Raw genomic sequence first — 17723 nt, 5'->3', positions numbered from 1 at the left:
CCAATTTCTCCAAATCTAAAATTATGCCGAATTTCTCAAGACTAATTCCGGATTTATCTGCACCACTTGACTTGGAGCTTCGGGGGTGGATTGCCTCAATGCCAGCAGTCGAACGACTTCTTCGGCGGTTGGCATGACCGGGTTGCGAATTGTCGTGACCTGAAAACAGGGCCAGGAAGCCATTGGGATGTCATCGAACCCTATGATCGCAAGATCATCCGGGATCGAGAGGCCGGTTATCTGCTGGGCGGCGGCCAGCAATCCAACCGCCATTGCGTCATTGGCGCAAAACACGCCGTCCGGTCGGTTGGGTGACGCGAGCATTTTGCTGCCAACTTCAAAGCCGCTTTCGAAGGTGAAATCGCCGAACTGCACGTCCAGAATGTCCAGTTGGAATTCATTCATGGCTTTCCTGAAGCCTTCCTGTCTCGCAATTTCCGAGTAGAGCCTCTTGTCCCCACCGATATAGGCGATGCGACGCTTGCCTATTTTCATCAACCGCTCTACGGCCATTCTGGCGCCGAGTTGGTTGTCGATGCAGACGAAATCTGCGGCGATATCAACATCAGCCATACCGATGACAATCAAGGGCACACCCAGGCTCTTGCATTGCTCGATCGTGCCGCCTTCGACGTTCCCGCTCCTGAGGATGACGGCCTGAACTGGGTAGGACAGGGCTTCGCCGAGGAGTACTCCTACGTCCTGTTCGTCGGCGTGCACCAACAAACCCCACTTTTGGTTTTCCTGGAGTTTGTGTGTCAGCGCGTTGAACAGATGCGCGTCGTACATGCTGGTCATTTTGCCGGATACGACTGCAACCAGATCTGTTTCCTGAGTAATCAGAGCACGCGCAAGCGCGTTCCTTTTGAAGCCCAATGCCTCGGCGGCTTCCTTGATTTTGGCTCGTGTCTCTTCTGCCACATATTCAGAAGGAGAAAACGCACGAGAAACAGTCGCACGGGATACACCGGCAAGTTTGGCCACATCTGCTGCGGTAGGTCTTTTTTGCATTGTTTAGACGCGCTCCTCTGCAAGACTCTGGCGCTTGTGGCAATTATTAGTTGCACTTTTAAATCACTTCTGCAATCGTGTCCACACAATATGTACTCGATTGCAGAGTGATATGTACTCGATTGCAGATGGGTTTTCCCAATCTGCGTTGATAATTGAAGGGAGCAACGCGCCAGTGTTGGGAGCAAGAATCAATATCGAGAATCTGCAGGCCTCATACGGCAGTGTTCAGGTTTTGCACGGTATCAACTTGGATATTGCGGCCGGTGAGTTTGTCGCCTTGTTGGGATCTTCGGGCTGCGGCAAAACCACACTGCTGAGAAGCGTATCTGGTCTTTTCATGCCCAGTGGCGGCAAAATTTTTCTGGACGGGACGGACATCACGACCAGACCGCCCGAAAAGCGAAACATGGCCATGGTTTTCCAGTCGTATGCTCTTTGGCCTCACATGACCGTTCGCCAGAATATCGGTTACGGTTTGAAGCTGCGTGGCAAGTCGGCAAAGGACGTCAATCAGAAAGTTGACGAACTGGCCGCGATGCTGGGCTTGACTGAGTTCGTCGATCGAAAAACGCCGCAATTGTCCGGCGGTCAGCGACAGCGCGTGGCATTGGGGCGCGCCTTGGCAATCGACCCACCGGTTCTTTTGCTGGATGAACCGCTGTCCAACCTCGACGCGCGCATACGTCTGTCAATGAGGCACGAAATTCGGATGCTTCAGCAAAGGCTGGGAATCACCGCCATCCATGTGACCCACGATCGCGAAGAAGCGATGGTTATGGCGGACAGGATTGTCATTCTGGACAAAGGTCACGTCGCCCAGGTCGGTGCGCCGGAAGAAGTGTACGAGCGTCCGGCGAACTCATTTGTGGCCGCGTTCATGGGCGCGGAAAACCAATTCCGTACCAGGGGTGGCGCCAACGGTGAGGCGGTCACACTGCAATCTGATGCTGAAGAGTGCCGATTGCCGAAAAGCAAGGAGCTTGGCGATGGTGGGGTCCATTGGAATGCCAGCGGCAACGCCGATGTTTCGATCCGCTTCAGATCCGAGGAAGCGACGCTGGTGCCCCAGAATGAGCAGACGGACGGCTTTTATCGAATAAACGGAACCATTCGGCAGGCGAGCTATCCGGGAGGTGTCCGCCGCTACGCGGTTCAGACCGGCGAAGACATGTTGATCGTTGATGAGCTGAAGACCTTTTCGGAGGGCGACCAAGTGTCGATCTGCCTGAAACCCAACGCCATCCATGTATTTGAAGAGGAATAACATAACCCGAAATAGGGCAACTACGATCTAATCAATCAATCCAATCCAGGGAGGATAATGATGCATAAATTTACGATAAATGTGGCTGCGCTTACAGCGTTAGCTTTCGCTGGGACCGCGGTCCAGGCCGAAGACAGGGTGCTGAATGTTGCCTCTGGCGGATCCGAAAACATGGTGGAATATGTCACCGATTATCTTGGGCCACTTTTTGAAGAACAGAACCCGGGAGTGAAGGTTAAAGTGATTGGCACCGGCCCTGGTGACGCGGGTTCCCAAAAAATTCTTGAAAAGCTTGAAGCGCAGCGCGCTGCAGGTGATGAGGAATGGGACATCGACGTCGTCGTCGGCAACCAATTGAAAGTGGCCGAAATGGTCGAGGACGGTCTCCTTGCTAGCTATCGTGACAACATCGAAACCGGCAAGATGGTCACCCGAGATACGGCGGATAGCGCACTTGGCGTGGACGTTAGCGGCTACGTCATGCCGATGTTCCACAGCCAAACCGCACTTGCGTATAATTCCGACCTCATTCAGGACCCACCGAGTTCTTATGACGAGTTGAAGAGCTGGACCGAAAAGCACCCCGGCCTGTTCGGATATAACGGTATCAAGAACGGCATGTCGGGCTTGGCGTTCGTCGTGGGATGGGTCTATGCCTATGGCGGTGATCCGGCCGTGCTCCAGAGCGGGCCTTATGACCAGGGCGTGGCCTCCAGCTGGAGCGGTGCGCTGGGTGATCTCAAGTCGTTCAACGAGAACATCACATTTACGCCCGGCAACGCGGGTACGTTGGACATGTTAAACCGGGGAGAAATCGTGATGGGCCCCGTGTGGGTCGACATGTTCTATACTTGGCAAGCTGATGGACGGATTCCGCCCAGCCTCAAGCTGCAGCTGCTATCGCCCGGTATGCCCGGCCAGCCCTACTACTATGCTGTCCCGGAAAAAGCCCAGGATGCTGATCTGGCTCAAAAGTTCATCGAATTGGCCACGAGTCCTGCGGTTCAGGCCGAAGGCATTGTTAACCGGTTCAACTGGTATCCCGGAATTGATGCAAAGCATGTGAAGGATTCTCTGGATCCGGCCGTATGGGAAAAGCTGTTCTCGGACGTGACGCCTGATGAGCTGGCTGCAAACGGAAAACCCTTCCCGATCGCACCGTATTTCACGGACATCAAAGAAGCCTACGAGCAGCAAGTGTCGAACTAAGCGGCACACTCGTTCGTTCCAGGGCGGTGAGGCGATCGCCGCCCTATCTGAGCTTACACAAAAGAAAGAAACACCATGTCGAGTGCACAGCTGTCCAATGGGCCGAACAGATTTGCATCAATTTTGCTGATCCTTCCAAGTTTGGCGATTATTGGTGTGCTATTCATTTATCCGCTTGGTTTTTCAGTAGCGTCTGCCTTTTTCGAGACAGGGCAGTTCAGTTTTGAGAATTTCGCGAAAGCTATAGATTTCTATTCTCGTGATATCGTCTTCACTGTTGTTATTGTATTTCTTGCAACGGCGATAATTGCAGTTCTGTCAGTTTGCATTGCCGGCTACCTGACGCTTGGAGAGAGCGTTTTGGCGGTCGCAGTTCTCAAGTGGCTTTACAGGTGGCCTCTGTTCATTCCGTTCATCGTGTCAGCACAGCTTATGCGCACTTTCCTGGCTAAGAACGGTATGATGAACAACATCCTGATCGAAGCGGGCGTGATGGAGCCGCTTCAGGCAGTGAGTTTCCTCGACTGGCGCGGAATCGTTATCACTTTTGTCTGGAAGCAAACGCCTTTCGTTGTTCTGCTGGTTGCGGGTGCCATGGCAGCGCTGGATCGCACAACGATCGAGGCTGCAAGAAACCTTGGCGCAAGCAAACTCAGAATTCTAATTCAGATCGTCGTTCCACAGGTCGGCACCACACTGATGGTCGGGCTGATCCTCAGCTATGTGACGATCATGTCCGTGCTGTCGGTACCAATGATGATCAACGCACAAACACCCACAATGCTAACGGTCGATATGGCTTGGCGAATTAACTCCTATGGTGACTACGGTGTCGCAAATGCACTGGGCATAATCTCGTACCTGATCACGGGGATAGTTGCGTGGTTCTATCTGCGACAAGGGTTGAAAGAAGGAGGCGCACCGAAATGACGTTCGGCAATGCAAATGAAATGAAGTTGCGCAACACGCATATTGTAACCACCTGGGTTTCAAACTTTGTTCGGTATGGAATTCTGGCGCTGCTTGCTTTTGCCATCTTTGGCCCGATTGCGAACATGCTGCTCTGGGCCGTTGCTGAGGTTTGGTACTATCCCCACAAGTTACCGCTGGAGTATGGATTCAGTTTCTGGGAGCGCGTTTTCCGGGAAGAGGGGAATGCAACCGAGTCCTTGATGACGAGTGTTGCGATTGCCGTTTTGACTGTGATTGTCAGCCTCATCGTGGCAATTCCGGCGGGGTACTCGCTTGCGCGTGGCCGACTGCCCTGGCGCTATCTGCTGTTGTTGATATTCTTGCTGCCCCAGGCCTTTCCCGCAGTTGCCGTACATATGAACATCGCCCGTATCTTCTATGGCTTTGGTCTGACAGGAACTATTCCGGGCGTTGTTCTGGTGCATGCGTTGCAGGGGCTCGTGTTCGCGGTCTGGATTGCGACGGCGGCATTCTCTGCGGTCGATCCTGAACTGGAGATTGCCGCTCGCAGCATGGGGGCATCCAAAATGCGGGCCTTCGTAGATGTCACGCTTCCACTGGCATTGCCCGGAGTACTGGCAAGCGCGATTTTCGTCTTCCTGATCTCGTTGGACGAATTCACCGGTACCTTCTTTGTCGGCGCACCTGATGTTGTAACAGTCCCGATGTTGCTGTTTACGTCGAGCATGGAAGGCAACTATCAGATTGCGTCGATCTCCTCGCTCATTCTGCTCGTTCCTTCGATCCTCTTTATGTTTATTATCGAGCGTTTCCTGAAGGCAGACGTTTTGTCCAAAGTCGGAGCATAAGAAATGAACAGTAAGATTGACATTCATTCCCGCGCAAATTTTGCCATAAAGCTCGCGCAGGAAGCGGGTGACCTGGCCGTTCGCATCCGCGCGTCGCGCGGAGACAATCTTTCGGTGAGCAACAAGGGTGAACAGGATTTCGTGACCGAGGCTGACATGGCCGTTGAAGATTTCATCAGAAGCGAAATCGGCAAGGCATTCCCCGAAGACGTGGTTCTGGGCGAGGAAAGGGGCGGCGACAGCCTGGCAGAACGCGCCTGGGTGATCGACCCGATCGACGGAACGACCAACTTTATCCGGCTTTTACCGGATTGGGGAGTGTCCATTGCCTACTGCATTGCCGGTAACCCGGTTTGCGCAGCTATTGCCGCCCCAGATCTGGACATCCTTGCTGATGCGGAACTCGGTGGCGGCGCCAGAGTGAACGGGCAGACAACGCGCGTGTCCGACGTAGCTGAATTGTCCAACTCCTTGTTCATCGTGGGGCGGTCCCAGAGAACGGACTTTGAAGACTATCTTTCCGCGTTGCGCACCCTAATTAATTCGGGTGCGGAATACAGGCGCCACGGGTCCGCCGCACTGGGTCTCGTGAATGTCGCAATGGGAATTTCCGATTGCTACTACGAAGCTCACATAAACTCGTGGGACGCGATGGCTGGCGTCCTCTTGGTTCGCGAAGCTGGCGGTGTAGTCGAATGCGATGAGCCAAGACAGTTTCTCGAAATGGGAAGTGTCATTTACGCATCAAACGCGCATCTCGGCAGTTTCTTCAAGTCTTTGACCCCGAATAGCTCTGCTGAATAGCAGCCGACTTCCTCCCGCGCGTTGCGTTGCGCAATGTCAGGTTACTCCCATATTCGCCTAATGGCACTGCGGGTCGCAACGCGCAATTGGAAGTCGTGGGGTACAGTTCCCTTACGACCAACGCCCGACGGCTGATTCAGGTAAGATTTGGCCGTGATGGGAGCAAAGTGAATTATGAAGCGAGATGCGTGATGGTGATTGACGTGAAACCGCAACCCTTTCAACTGTCTGCCTGCGCAGAAATGCTGTGGCAAGACAAGCCTATTGCCTGGCGCGCCTTACGGCTTAAGGAGATGGGATTTGGCGTCGGCCTTTGGAATTGGCCCGACTGGGATATCGACGAGCTCGAGGCGACGGGTGCGAATTTTACAATAATGAATGGCTACCTTGAAGGGCGTCTGGCGGATGATGAAGGCGCAGAAATGTTGCTCACGTCCGCTCGCGAATGCATCGAAGTTGGAAAAAGGTTAGGCGTGGATCGACTAAATTTGCATGGTACCGGTCTGGGGGATGGTGGCATCCCCATTTGGCAACATGACGTCGTGGAGGGGCCTCTGTGGCTGAAGGCACATGACACGTTGAATCGTATTTGCGATCTTGCTGAGGCTGAGTGTGTGATCTTTACACTTGAAAACCTTAACCTTTTAGACCATCCGGGCTGCCCTTTTGGCAAAACGTCTGATGTACTCGCGCTGGTGTCTGCGGTTGACCGACCGCAGTTGCGTATCAATCTCGATCTCTATCACACCCAGATAGGTGAAGGGGACTTGACCCGTTGGTGCCAGAAGTGCCTTCCATGGATCGGTGAAGTGCAAATTGCGGATAATCCAGGACGTTGTGAGCCGGGAACCGGAGAAATCAACTATGCCTCGATTGCACGAGCACTACTGGAAATGGGATACAATGGTCCGGTGGGTATGGAGGCATTTGCGGCCAATGATCCAGAGAGTTCTCTAGAAGCTTTTCGTTCTGTGTTTACTGTGAGCGAAACAGCGGTGTAAGCCAAATTATCTAAAGCTATCAGCCGCCTGAATGGCTTAGTCGACATCACAAAGCGGTCGTCCACGCGTCGCGCGGCTAATAACAACAAGGAGCCCAAATTGTTAACTGAACAAAGTTGATTTCCATCTCAGATTCGACCACCAATCAGCCATGTTTCGTTACCTTTTGCACTTTGCCCTCATCGTCATTCTCACTTTGCTTACTCAGGTGGGCGGCATTGCTTGGCTACTTGCCCTAGCATTCCGAAGGACACTGTTAGCGTTGGTGTGATTTATTTTACCCTTTCAATTGTTACTGTCTGGATTGCGCCGAGTTTCGGAAGGGTTGCTCTTGGCTGTTTTGAGAGCGGACCTCTGTCAATGCAGAGCTGGATGTACTGTGCGTTGAACCGCAACTACGTGACGCCCGAACTCGCCGATGTTCTCATGGAAACAGCGGAAGAGATGGAACGACGTTATCCGGGCACAACAACCCTCGTTCTAGACGCAAACTTTCCGTTTTTTGATGGTTTCCCGCTACTTCCCCACCTATCGCACGATGACGGAAAAAAGGCAGATTTAGGTTTCTACTATGCCGATGCCTCAGGGTACCTGCCGGGAGCAGTTAGGTCTCCAATCGGGTATTTCGCATTCGAGCAAGGTCCAACGCACTGTCAGCCAACTTGGCCAACGCTTCGGTGGGATTTTGATGCACTCCAATCGCATTGGCGAGATTTCGGTCTTGAGCCGGAACGCAATCGTGCTGTTCTAGAAATGCTATCTAACGATCCACGAGTAGGCAGGATATTCGTTGAACCACATCTGGTGGAGAGCTTAGGAGCTGGAAGCGACCGCATCGGATTTCAGGGGTGCCGTGCCGCTCGCCATGACGACCATATTCACGTGCAGCTTCGTTGAAGGTCTTTTGGTAACCAACAAACGGCGGCTTTGTCCGCACCTCGTCGGTTCAACTAGGCATAAATTTCGCGCTTGCAGCGAATGTCTCTTTCGACGGGCCGCACCGCAGCATCAATTGCCTTGTTTCAAGGTCCGCTTTGGGCCGTCCGCGCGGTTAGTTCTTAGCGGGTCAGGGGTTTTACTGCGGCTGCCACGAGGTCTACAAAGAGCCCCCGAACTACTACATGCTGCATCGTGATCGAATGGCAGCAATCTGAGAAAACCGGATGCCAGTTGAATGCGCGAAAGGTGTACTCAGGCCCCCCGTGATCATTCTGATCATTCTGAAAGGCCCGCCTTGTGCAGGTCATCGATGAAGCGCTCGAGATCGGTGAGTTTTTTATACTTGCCCTCTAAGCTCAGCTTGACTTTAGCCACTGAATAATTCGGGACGTGATCCAGCAGCGCGGTGATTGCGGCCCGCGCTTCGTCATATTGACCCAGGCAGACATGAGTGGCGGCAACCGTGCGGTGCGCTAACCCGGGCAGGTTGGAAATCTTGCGCATTGTCGCCAGCGCTTCTTGACAGTCACCCGCAGAGTATTGCGCCCAGCCAAGGCTCCAATAGAACCAATCCGCATGGTGGGGATCGAGGCGCATCGCCCGGTGCATCCAATCGATCGCTTCCTCCGTCCGGCCCGCATAGACTAACGCCTCGGCCAGATCCATGATCACATTCGCCGCGTTCGGATTGAGCTCCAATGCCTTCTCGAACTCAACAATGGCCTGCTCGCGTTCGCCGGCCTGGGTCAGAACAACGGCCATGGTGTGATGGGGGAAATAGTCGTCAGGTGCCAGGCCTAAGGCAATTTGTGCCCGCTGCCGGGCGCGCGTCAAAGCCTCGTTCCGGTCCAATTCGGTCCAGCCCCAGCGATAGCCATTGATATGGACCCAAGCGAGACCCAAATGTCCCCGTGGCAGGGTCGGGTCGGTCTCGATCGCCTTGAGGTAAAGGAGGCGAGCTTTCTCGTTGCCTTCTTCGGTCCATTCATACCAGTGCCGCGTGCCTTTCAGCCAGTATTCGAAGGCCCTGAGCTGAGCTATGTTACCCTTCTTCGTAGCATCGCCTGCGGCTACAACGACCTTCGCTCCGACGGTCGAGGCGACGGTACTGGCGATCTCGTCCTGCACCGCAAAGATGTCAGCAAGATCGCGGTCATAGGTGTCGGCCCAGATGTGGTTGCCGGATTCTGCGTCGATCAGTTGCACCCTAATCCGCAATCTGTCGCCCGCCTTTTGCTGGCTGCCCTCAAGGATGTAGTGGACGCCGAAGTCGCTGGCGATCTCGCGCATATCGGTCGGCTTATCCTTGAAGAAGAAGCTGGAGTTCCGGGCGATCACAAACAGCTCGGAGAAGTGCGACAGGTTGGTGATAATTCCTTCGGCGATTGCGTCGCTGAGATAGCCCCGATCCTCGCCAGTGCTCAGATCATCAAGGGTCAGCACTGCAATCGACGGCTTGTCCGGCAGTTGGCGGGTTGTGACTGTTGCGTCCAACGGCTCTTTACTAGGTTCTCTGACCTGCCAGATAACAAGACCAGCAACGAAGAATAGAACCACGGCCAACGCAGCGACGATCTTTGGTCGGCGAGACGGTCGGTTGACCGGGTGTGAAAAAGTCGCCACCAGCGCCGTCGCGCGGTCGTCGAGTATGACGCGATAGGCCGGTACCGGTGTCGCGATATTCTTGAACGCCTGTGGCCCCATATTTTCATAGGTCAGGTCGAGCTTGCCAGTCACCTGGGTATGCACTGCACGCGAGATACAGATACCGCCCGGATCAGCCAACGTCTGCAGGCGGGCGGCGATGTTAACGCCATCGCCATAGATGTCATCGCCTTCAACGATGATGTCGCCGAGATTGATGCCCACGCGATAGAGCAGGCGCCGCTCCTCGGGCAGATCCGCATTGTGCTTTGCGAGTGCGCCTTGCATTTCGACCGCGCAGGCAACAGCATCGACGACGCTGGCAAACTCAACCAAGGCACCATCGCCCATCAGTTTGATAATACGGCCGGAATACTGCGCAATCTTCGGGTCGATTATTTCGCGTCGATGGGATTTGAGGCTTTCCAAAGTTCCGGTCTCGTCCGCACCCATCGCGCGGCTATAGCCTACGACATCAGAACATAAAATTGCCGACAGGCGGCGTTCCATGGCCAGTCTCCTACTGGCGATAGCTTAGCGACTTGGATAGGCGGAATCCACCTAAGCTGGTCTGGAGCACTATTCCGGTTCATGTGATGACTTCGATATAACCCCAACGACTGCAATGGAGCTTAAACGGGCCTTTGAATTTGTTTGCGGATGACCGCTTAGTCCGCGTGGTGTGAGTTCGAGCGGCCTCAGATTTTTCACGCGCGGCGAATGGCGGCAATGCGGGCTGCGACCGCAGCATCTTGGCCCAATGGCCAACGGCAGGAATTGGGCCGTCCGTGTAATCAGTTGTTAGCGAGGCACGGGGCTTTGCTGCATCGGCACCGGGGTCTAATGTGAGCCCAAAGTTCCGAATGCTGCGTAATGTGTCACTGACAACAAAACGGCCAAAGCTGTCATTTGAGCAGGTGTAGACTGTCCAAAACCACTTGTAGCGATAGCTAACTAGAAGCCGCTGAAACTTTACGTCAATCGTACCGTTCCAGTTTAGCGCGTTAGATGATTTGGAAAACCCAAGGGGAACACAAGATTTCTAGCCCCTACGACGCAAGCCCGTATCAATGTCGAATAGATGTGACTTTGTCGGCTGGATCGAAAACCGCATGATGGAGTTCTCGCCGCTCAAGATATGAACACCGGGCAAGCTGGCCGTGAAGCTTTCGTTTGTATCGATAAGTTCACAATGCAGCAGCGTATTCGCGCCAAGCGGCTCGGCCATTTTGGCATTTACGTGGATGGCTCCAGTTTCCTCCGCGATCAAATGCTCGGGGCGGATACCGAATTTGACAGGGCCGTCAGATCCACCGATCTCGACAATGCGTCGATCACCTAAGGTGACCCAACCGTCCTTAACTTCCGCATCTAAAACATTCATCGCCGGGCTGCCGATGAACTGCGCAGCAAAAAGGGTGCGTGGGGTCTCGTAGACTTCGAGCGGGGTGCCGATCTGCTCTGCAACACCGCCGTTCATCACGATCATTCGGTCTGCCATGGTCATCGCCTCAACCTGATCATGGGTAACGTAGAGCGCCGTAATACCCAATTTTGACTGAAGTTCCTTGATCTCTAGGCGCATCTGAACGCGCAGCTTGGCATCAAGGTTCGACAACGGTTCATCAAAGAGGAACACCGCCGGTTTGCGAACGATGGCGCGCCCCATTGCGACGCGCTGACGTTGACCGCCCGAGAGTTCTCGGGGTTTGCGATCCAACAATGGTTCAAGTTGCAGCAATCTGGCCGCCTCAAGCACCTTGGCGTCAATCTCACCCTTTGGCAGTTTGGCGATCTTGAGGCCGTAGCCCATGTTCTGGCGCACCGACATATGTGGGTAGAGCGCGTAATTCTGAAACACCATTGCAATGTCGCGGTCCATCGGCTCCTTGTCGTTGGCTCGCTCACCCCCGATTAAGACGTCCCCGGACGTCACCGTTTCCAATCCTGCGACCATGCGCAACAAGGTGGATTTACCGCAGCCCGACGGCCCGACAATGACGATAAATTCGCCGTCGGCGATGTCTGTAGAGACGTCGTGGATCACCTCGGTGTCGCCAAAGCTTTTCTTGATATCTTGCAGGGAAACCGTTGCCATCTGTTACTTCTCACTATCGACAAGACCGCGAATAAACAGCCTTTGCATGCCCACCACAACGATCACTGGTGGGATCATCGCCAGAATTGAGGTCGCCATGATCGTTGGCCAGTGGGCAAAGTCATCCCCACTTGGGAACATCTGTTTGATACCCATCACGATTGTGTTCATTTCCGGGTCCGTCGTGATCAATAGCGGCCAGAGGTATTGGTTCCAGCCGTAGATAAAGAGGATCACAAATAGAGCGGCAATGTTTGTGCGGCTCATCGGGACAACGATATCCCAAAAGAACTGCATAGGGCGGGCGCCGTCAACGCGGGCCGCCTCTGCCAGTTCATCCGGGATTGTCAGAAAGAACTGCCGGAACAAAAACGTCGCCGTGGCGGAGGCGATCAAGGGAAAGATTAAGCCGGAGTATGAGTTCAGCATGCCAAAGCCGGCCACCACCTCGTAGGTGGGTACGATACGCACCTCGACCGGCAGCATCAGTGTCAGGAAGATCAGCCAGAAAAAGATGCTCCGACCGGGAAACTTGAAATAGACAATGGCAAATGCCGACAGAAGGGAAATGATGATTTTGCCCACTGCGATCCCGATCGCCATGACAAGACTGTTGAATAGCATTGTTCCGACCGGCACATTGATGCCCGAGAACAGCGCATTCTTATAGTTGATCCAAAGCTGATCACCTGGCCATACCGGCATGGGCGGGCGGATGATGTCCGACTGGGTCACAGTTGAGGCCACGAAGGCCAACCAGATCGGAAAGAAGATCACCAGCACGCCAAGAATCATGAACACATGGGTCAGCCACAGCCCCGTGCCTCGCTTTTCGACCATGCCGTGAGTTTCGCGTGCCATCAGTAATGCACCCGTTTCTCAATGAACTTGAATTGCAGGATGGTCAGCAGCCCTACCACAATCAGCAAGATGACCGATTGCGCGGAAGAAGACCCGAGATCCTGGCTGACGAATCCGTCCGAGTAAACTTTGTAGACGAGAATTGTTGTTGCCTGCTGCGGCCCCCCTCCTGTGATCGTGTGGATCACGCCGAAGGTTTCGAAGAATGAATAGACTATATTGACTACAAGCAGGAAAAAGGTCGTGGGTGACAAGAGTGGTAACACAATTGTCCAGAACCGCCGCCAGAAATGCGCGCCATCAATGGCTGCTGCCTCAATCACCGATTTTGGAACCGCCTGCAGGGCAGCGAAGAAAAAAAGGAAGTTATAGCTGATCCGCCCCCAGGCGGATGCAACGACAACAAGTCCCATAGCCTCTGTCCCGTTCAAAACGTGGTTCCAGTCATACCCCAATTGCCCCAAATACCAAGACACCACGCCGACGCGGGTGTTGAACATGAACAGCCAGAGCACGCCTGCAACGGCAGGGGCCACGGCATAGGGCCAGATCAATAAGGTGCGGTAAACGCCAGACCCCTTGATCAAACGATCCGCGACTACGGCAAGAAACAGTGCGGGGATCATTGAGCACAGCGTGACAAGGATTGAGAAAACCGCAGTGGTCGCAAACGACGCGCGGTAGAATTTGTCGGAGAGAAGGAATTCAAAATTTCCAAGGCCCACATATTGCATCGACAGACCAAAGGGGTCAGGGATGAACAGCGATTGCCAAATCGCCTGTCCGGCGGGATAGAAAAAGAATACCGCCGAGATCACGACTTGCGGCGCAATCAGCAGAATCGGCAACAACCAACCGCGGAACTTTACCCGTTTTTCCATCAGACCTCTGGGCAAAAAAGGCAGGCCGTCTGGCCCACCTTTTTCATTGCCTTAATTGTTGGCGGATTCGAACCGGCGCAAAAGCGCATCGCCGCGCTCTTTTGCGCTGTCCATCGCTTCCTGAGCGGTTTTGTCACCCGCCCATATCGCCTCCAGTTCCTCGTCGATAATCCCACGAATCTGGTCGAAAGAACCCAGACGCAGACCCTTGGAGTTCGCAGTCGGCTCATTCGCGGTCATCTGAATAACAGCTATGTCGGTACCGGGGTTGTCTTCATAAAAACCGGCAGCTCGAGTTGCTTCACCAGCTTCTGCGGTAATGGGCAGGTAACCGGTGTCCTGATGCCATTTGGCCTGCACGTCACTGGAAGACAGGAAACTCAGGAATTCGCCAACACCTGCGTATTCGGCATCTTCATGACCTTCCATTACCCAAAGCGATGCACCACCGATGATGGTATTCTGCGGGCCGTTTCCGACGCCCTCCCAATAGGGCAGTGGCCGGACGTCGAAATCAAACTCGGCTTCTGCCTTGATCCCTGCATAGCCAGCCGAGCTTTCGGTGAACAAAGCACATTCGCCAGAGCGGAAATTTGCGCCACCTTCATTTCGACGCCCCGTATAGATGAATTTACCGTCCTTCGCCCATTCGCCCATGGCGGTCAGATGTGCGACCTGCGCCTCGCCGTTTAGCATCAACTCTGTATCAAGCCCGGCAAAGCCGTTGTCCTGACTTGCAAATGGCACGTCATGATAGGCCGAGAAGTTCTCAAGGTGAATCCAGCTTTGCCACGCTGTTACTAAGGGGCATTGGGATCCGCCAGCCTTGAGGGCATCGAGCGTTTCACCCACTTTCTGCCATGTCGACAGATCGGTGTCCGGGTCGACCCCGGCGGCTTCAAATGCGTCCCGGTTCACCCACAAGACAGGTGTGGAGGAATTAAACGGCAGCGACAGCATTTCGCCCTCGGTGGTTGTGTAATACCCTTTGACAGCGCCAATATAGGCGTTCGGATCAAATGCAGCACCGCTTCCGGCCATCACTTCAAAAACTGGCCTTGTCGCACCCTTAGCGGACATCATCGTCGCGGTTCCGACTTCAAACACCATTAGGATGTGCGGCTGCTCTCCTGCGCGAAACGCCGCGATCCCAGAGTTGAGTGTTTCAGAGTAATTGCCCTTGTGGCTTTGCACGACGACATAGTCACTTTGGCTTGCATTGAACTCTTCAACTTGCGCCGCGACCAGTTCACCCAGGCGGCCAGTGAATGCGTGCCAGAATTGCACCTCGGTTTGCGCAATGGCCGCAACTGGCGACAGCACTGTGGATACGGCGAGAGCGCCGAGAATTGATTTTTGCATAGTTCCTCCCTTGCACCGCAGCGGTGCGTCCCTTGAAGCGCCGTGATTTAGGTTCCGCGCAACTTGTTGGATATCAAAACGATACACCCCTTCGGGAATTTATCAAGAATGGACTATCCGGCCTCGGGAGACACCACATTCCACCCCTTACGCTTAGTGCAATGATCGCTTTGCGACGACCCATCAGATCAACTTGGACTGCGCGGAAATTACTTGAGCAGTTAATCACAAAATGGCTGCTCGCAAGCAGCATACCTGACATCAGTCCTCAACGAGTGGAGCGTATGCCAATTGGCAATGCACCCGCTTCGAAGTTCCGGCTTGCTGCCCTTGCTGCTCTTCGAAACAGCAGCAATACGCTGAAAGCGGGCTTTGATTGAAAGGAAGCGAGGGCGGGTTTGTTCGCACAGTGTGAGTTGGAACGGCTCTCGAATTTGCGCTCGCAACGAATGGCCGGTCTGGTGAAGCTGCGGCGCGGCGCGTGGTTGATCGACGAATGTCGGCTCTGGGCCGACTGCACTTAGAGCTCTCCCGCCACCGACTTCGTTATGTAACGGGAAGGTTAGTCGAAGCAACAGGGCCGTTGGATCAAAGCTTAATACGGAAAGCTGCGAAACCATCCTTGCCATTTCCAGCGCCCTCTATAGAGACGCCCTTGACGTCATTCATATAGTCACGAGCTTTGGGACCAGTTTCGAATAGTACGGTCGTGTCGTCCAACGGGGCAAATGACCAGTTGGCGTCCGCTTTGGGGTCGATCGTGCCCTGTTCGACAATGTAACGTACGATGACATCACGGTTTGTGTCTGGCGCTTCGAAAATAACGGTATCGCCCATCGCACCGGGGAACGAGCCGCCGCCGGATGCACGGTAGTTGTTGGTGGCGATGATGAATTCCATATCGTCCGTAACCGGTGCGCCGTTGAATGCAAGATTAACAATCCGGGCCGCATCGGGGTTTTCCTCTTCGCCCTTTGGTCCATAGCGCGACGGTTGTGACAGGTCGATTTGATAGGTCACGCCATCCATCACATCAAAATTATAGGATGGGAAAGACGGGTTCAGCAGGATAGCGTCCTTTGAACCTGCTTCAATCTGATTGAATATGCCTGCCGACCGCTCAAGCCAACCTCTTACCTGCGCGCCATTCACACGGACCGCACGGACCGTATTCGGATAGAGGTACAGATCGGCGACGTTCTTGATTGCGACATCGCCCACTGGAACATCAGTATAATACTCAGGGCCCCCACGCCCGCCGGCCTTGAACGGAGCAGCCGCTGACAGGATGGGCAAACCTTCGTGCTCGGTGCCTTTCAGCATTTCCTCGACATACCATTTCTGTGCGATCGACACGATCTGTACAGAAGGGTCATCCGCGACCAGCGCGAAATAGCTATGCAACGGGGCTGAAGTCTTACCGACTGCGCGACGGACATAGGTCAATGTTTCGTCATGGTCCTTGGCCACCGAACCCAGAACCTTTTGGTCATCGCCCACCAATGCGGTGATAGAGCGGTCCTCGTTGCGCTGCGATATCGGTCGCGCCTCGGAAGTGGTCGTGACCACGCGCCATTCGTTCCCGTCCCGCTCCAGCAGCAGGTCCAGCAGGCCAAGATGCGACCCCCAGAAACCGCCCATGACGGCGGGTTTGCCCATCAGCGTGCCTTTATCCACATCGATCCCAGGGCGGTCGGCAAAAGTGGGTGAGGGGAAGACCAGATGATTGTGGCCGGTGACCAGAGCGTCGATATTGTCAACGCCCGCCAGTACGACAGAGGCGTTTTCCATGCCATCGGCGTGATCAGCCTCGCCAATTCCTGAATGCGACAGGGCGATGATCAGGTTGCAGCCTTGCTCTTTCATCTCGGGGACATAGGCCTGTGCCGTTTCGATGATGTCGCGAGCCTCAACATTGCCCTCCAGATGTTTGCGGTCCCAGTTCATGATTTGCGGTGGGGTGAACCCAATCACCCCGATTTTAATGGGATGCTTGGTTCCGTCGCCCAATTCGATTTCGCGATCGAGAATGGCGTAGGGGCTAACCAGCGTTTTGTCGTCTCGCGGAGCGGCGCCTTTTTCCTTGGCGACATTGGCCAGAACCACCGGGAAGTCGGCGCCGGCAAGAGATTTTTCGAGGAAATCCAAGCCGTAATTGAACTCATGGTTGCCCAGCGTGGCGGCATCAAAGCCAACCGTGTTAAAAGCGGTAATAACCGGGTGGCTGTCGCCCTCTTTCATACCGCGTTCATAGGCGATGTAGTCGCCCATCGGATTACCCTGTAGAAAGTCGCCATTATCGACCAGAAGCGAGTTGGTCGCCTCGGAGCGGATTTCATTGATAATTGACGCCGTGCGGGACAGACCCACCGTGTCTCGCGGCTTGTCTGCATAGTAGTCATAGGGAAATACGTGAACATGGATGTCAGTGGTTTCCATGATCCGCAAATGTGCCTGGTTGTTGGCAGCTGAGGCAGAAAACGGGTGCAGGGTGATCGCCGCTGCGCTGGTGGCCGTTGTTGCAAGAAACTGGCGGCGCGACATTAGGAAACGAGCGGGGAAGGACATGGTTCACCTCTCAAGTGTGTTGGTCAACGCGCCTCTTGTATACCTAACTCAACAAACGCATGAAATGGGTTGTGCACTTCAAACAGACGCATTTTGTGGGCGGCATTGATGAGTATCATATCTTAACTTCATGTGTTTGCTAGAGTAATTCAGAAGGGGGGCCAAACCTTAAGTCGTTATATCTCGCACACACAACGAACGGCCGGTCTGAGGGGTAACTCCGCAGTAAAATCAGTAGTTAGTCTATGTCAGGAATGGGCCGCTCGAAACCTGCGAGAGTGGGTGCTTTCCTGACAT

At 54.2% G+C, this 17723-nt stretch carries 14 protein-coding genes; 7 read left to right on the top strand and 7 right to left on the bottom strand.

Annotated features, from left to right (window positions below):
• Positions 1-21 precede the first annotated feature (21 nt).
• Positions 22-1011: a LacI family DNA-binding transcriptional regulator gene (locus GOX66_RS20900; protein ID WP_170765151.1), complete on the bottom strand. Its 990-nt coding sequence runs from the start codon at positions 1009-1011 to the stop codon at positions 22-24.
• A gap of 175 nt (positions 1012-1186) precedes the next feature.
• On the opposite strand from GOX66_RS20900, the gene GOX66_RS20895 reads away from it, so the two are divergent.
• The 7 genes from GOX66_RS20895 (at position 1187) to GOX66_RS20865 (ending at position 7970) form a co-directional block, all read left to right on the top strand.
• Complete coding sequence (locus tag GOX66_RS20895; protein WP_214652723.1) at positions 1187-2278, top strand: ABC transporter ATP-binding protein; 1092 nt, start codon at positions 1187-1189, stop codon at positions 2276-2278.
• A gap of 60 nt (positions 2279-2338) precedes the next feature.
• Positions 2339-3487 carry an ABC transporter substrate-binding protein gene (locus tag GOX66_RS20890; RefSeq protein WP_214652720.1) on the top strand — a complete coding sequence of 383 codons (1149 nt, stop codon included), beginning with the start codon at positions 2339-2341 and terminating at the stop codon, positions 3485-3487.
• Between the two features lie 75 nt (positions 3488-3562).
• The gene (locus tag GOX66_RS20885; RefSeq protein ID WP_170765145.1) at positions 3563-4417 is read left to right on the top strand and encodes an ABC transporter permease; all 855 of its coding nucleotides are present in this window, start codon (positions 3563-3565) and stop codon (positions 4415-4417) included.
• The gene (locus GOX66_RS20880) at positions 4414-5268 is read left to right on the top strand and encodes an ABC transporter permease (RefSeq protein WP_237212707.1); all 855 of its coding nucleotides are present in this window, start codon (positions 4414-4416) and stop codon (positions 5266-5268) included. Before GOX66_RS20885 ends, GOX66_RS20880 begins: the two co-directional genes overlap by 4 nt.
• Before the next feature lie 3 nt (positions 5269-5271).
• Complete coding sequence (locus tag GOX66_RS20875) at positions 5272-6072, top strand: inositol monophosphatase family protein (RefSeq protein WP_170765143.1); 801 nt, start codon at positions 5272-5274, stop codon at positions 6070-6072.
• A 191-nt stretch (positions 6073-6263) separates the two neighbouring features.
• Positions 6264-7073 carry a TIM barrel protein gene (locus GOX66_RS20870; protein WP_170765141.1) on the top strand — a complete coding sequence of 270 codons (810 nt, stop codon included), beginning with the start codon at positions 6264-6266 and terminating at the stop codon, positions 7071-7073.
• 360 nt (positions 7074-7433) lie between these two features.
• Positions 7434-7970 (top strand): penicillin-insensitive murein endopeptidase, encoded by a 537-nt coding sequence (locus tag GOX66_RS20865; RefSeq protein ID WP_237212706.1) that lies wholly within the window; start codon positions 7434-7436, stop codon positions 7968-7970.
• 318 nt (positions 7971-8288) lie between these two features.
• On the opposite strand, the gene GOX66_RS20860 is transcribed toward GOX66_RS20865, so the two are convergent.
• From GOX66_RS20860 to GOX66_RS20835, 6 genes are all read right to left on the bottom strand, one after another.
• The gene (locus GOX66_RS20860; RefSeq protein WP_170765139.1) at positions 8289-10166 is read right to left on the bottom strand and encodes an adenylate/guanylate cyclase domain-containing protein; all 1878 of its coding nucleotides are present in this window, start codon (positions 10164-10166) and stop codon (positions 8289-8291) included.
• 532 nt (positions 10167-10698) lie between these two features.
• The gene (locus tag GOX66_RS20855; protein WP_170765137.1) at positions 10699-11754 is read right to left on the bottom strand and encodes an ABC transporter ATP-binding protein; all 1056 of its coding nucleotides are present in this window, start codon (positions 11752-11754) and stop codon (positions 10699-10701) included.
• 3 nt (positions 11755-11757) lie between these two features.
• Complete coding sequence (gene ugpE, locus GOX66_RS20850; protein WP_170765198.1) at positions 11758-12594, bottom strand: sn-glycerol-3-phosphate ABC transporter permease UgpE; 837 nt, start codon at positions 12592-12594, stop codon at positions 11758-11760.
• Between the two features lie 20 nt (positions 12595-12614).
• Positions 12615-13496, bottom strand: a complete 882-nt coding sequence (gene ugpA / locus GOX66_RS20845; protein WP_170765135.1) for a sn-glycerol-3-phosphate ABC transporter permease UgpA — start codon at positions 13494-13496, stop codon at positions 12615-12617.
• Between the two features lie 51 nt (positions 13497-13547).
• On the bottom strand, positions 13548-14858 hold the full coding sequence (gene ugpB / locus GOX66_RS20840) for a sn-glycerol-3-phosphate ABC transporter substrate-binding protein UgpB (protein ID WP_170765133.1): 1311 nt from the start codon (positions 14856-14858) through the stop codon (positions 13548-13550).
• A gap of 588 nt (positions 14859-15446) precedes the next feature.
• A complete protein-coding gene (locus GOX66_RS20835) occupies positions 15447-17426 on the bottom strand; it encodes a bifunctional 2',3'-cyclic-nucleotide 2'-phosphodiesterase/3'-nucleotidase (protein WP_170765131.1) in 1980 nt (659 codons plus the stop codon).
• Positions 17427-17723 lie beyond the last annotated feature (297 nt).

It is taken from the genome of Ruegeria lacuscaerulensis, assembly GCF_013031245.1.
In the GTDB taxonomy this organism is placed as follows: Bacteria; Pseudomonadota; Alphaproteobacteria; order Rhodobacterales; family Rhodobacteraceae; genus Ruegeria; species Ruegeria lacuscaerulensis_C.
Note: the sequence above shows the minus strand (reverse complement) of the source record. Positions and strands in the feature narration are given on the sequence as shown.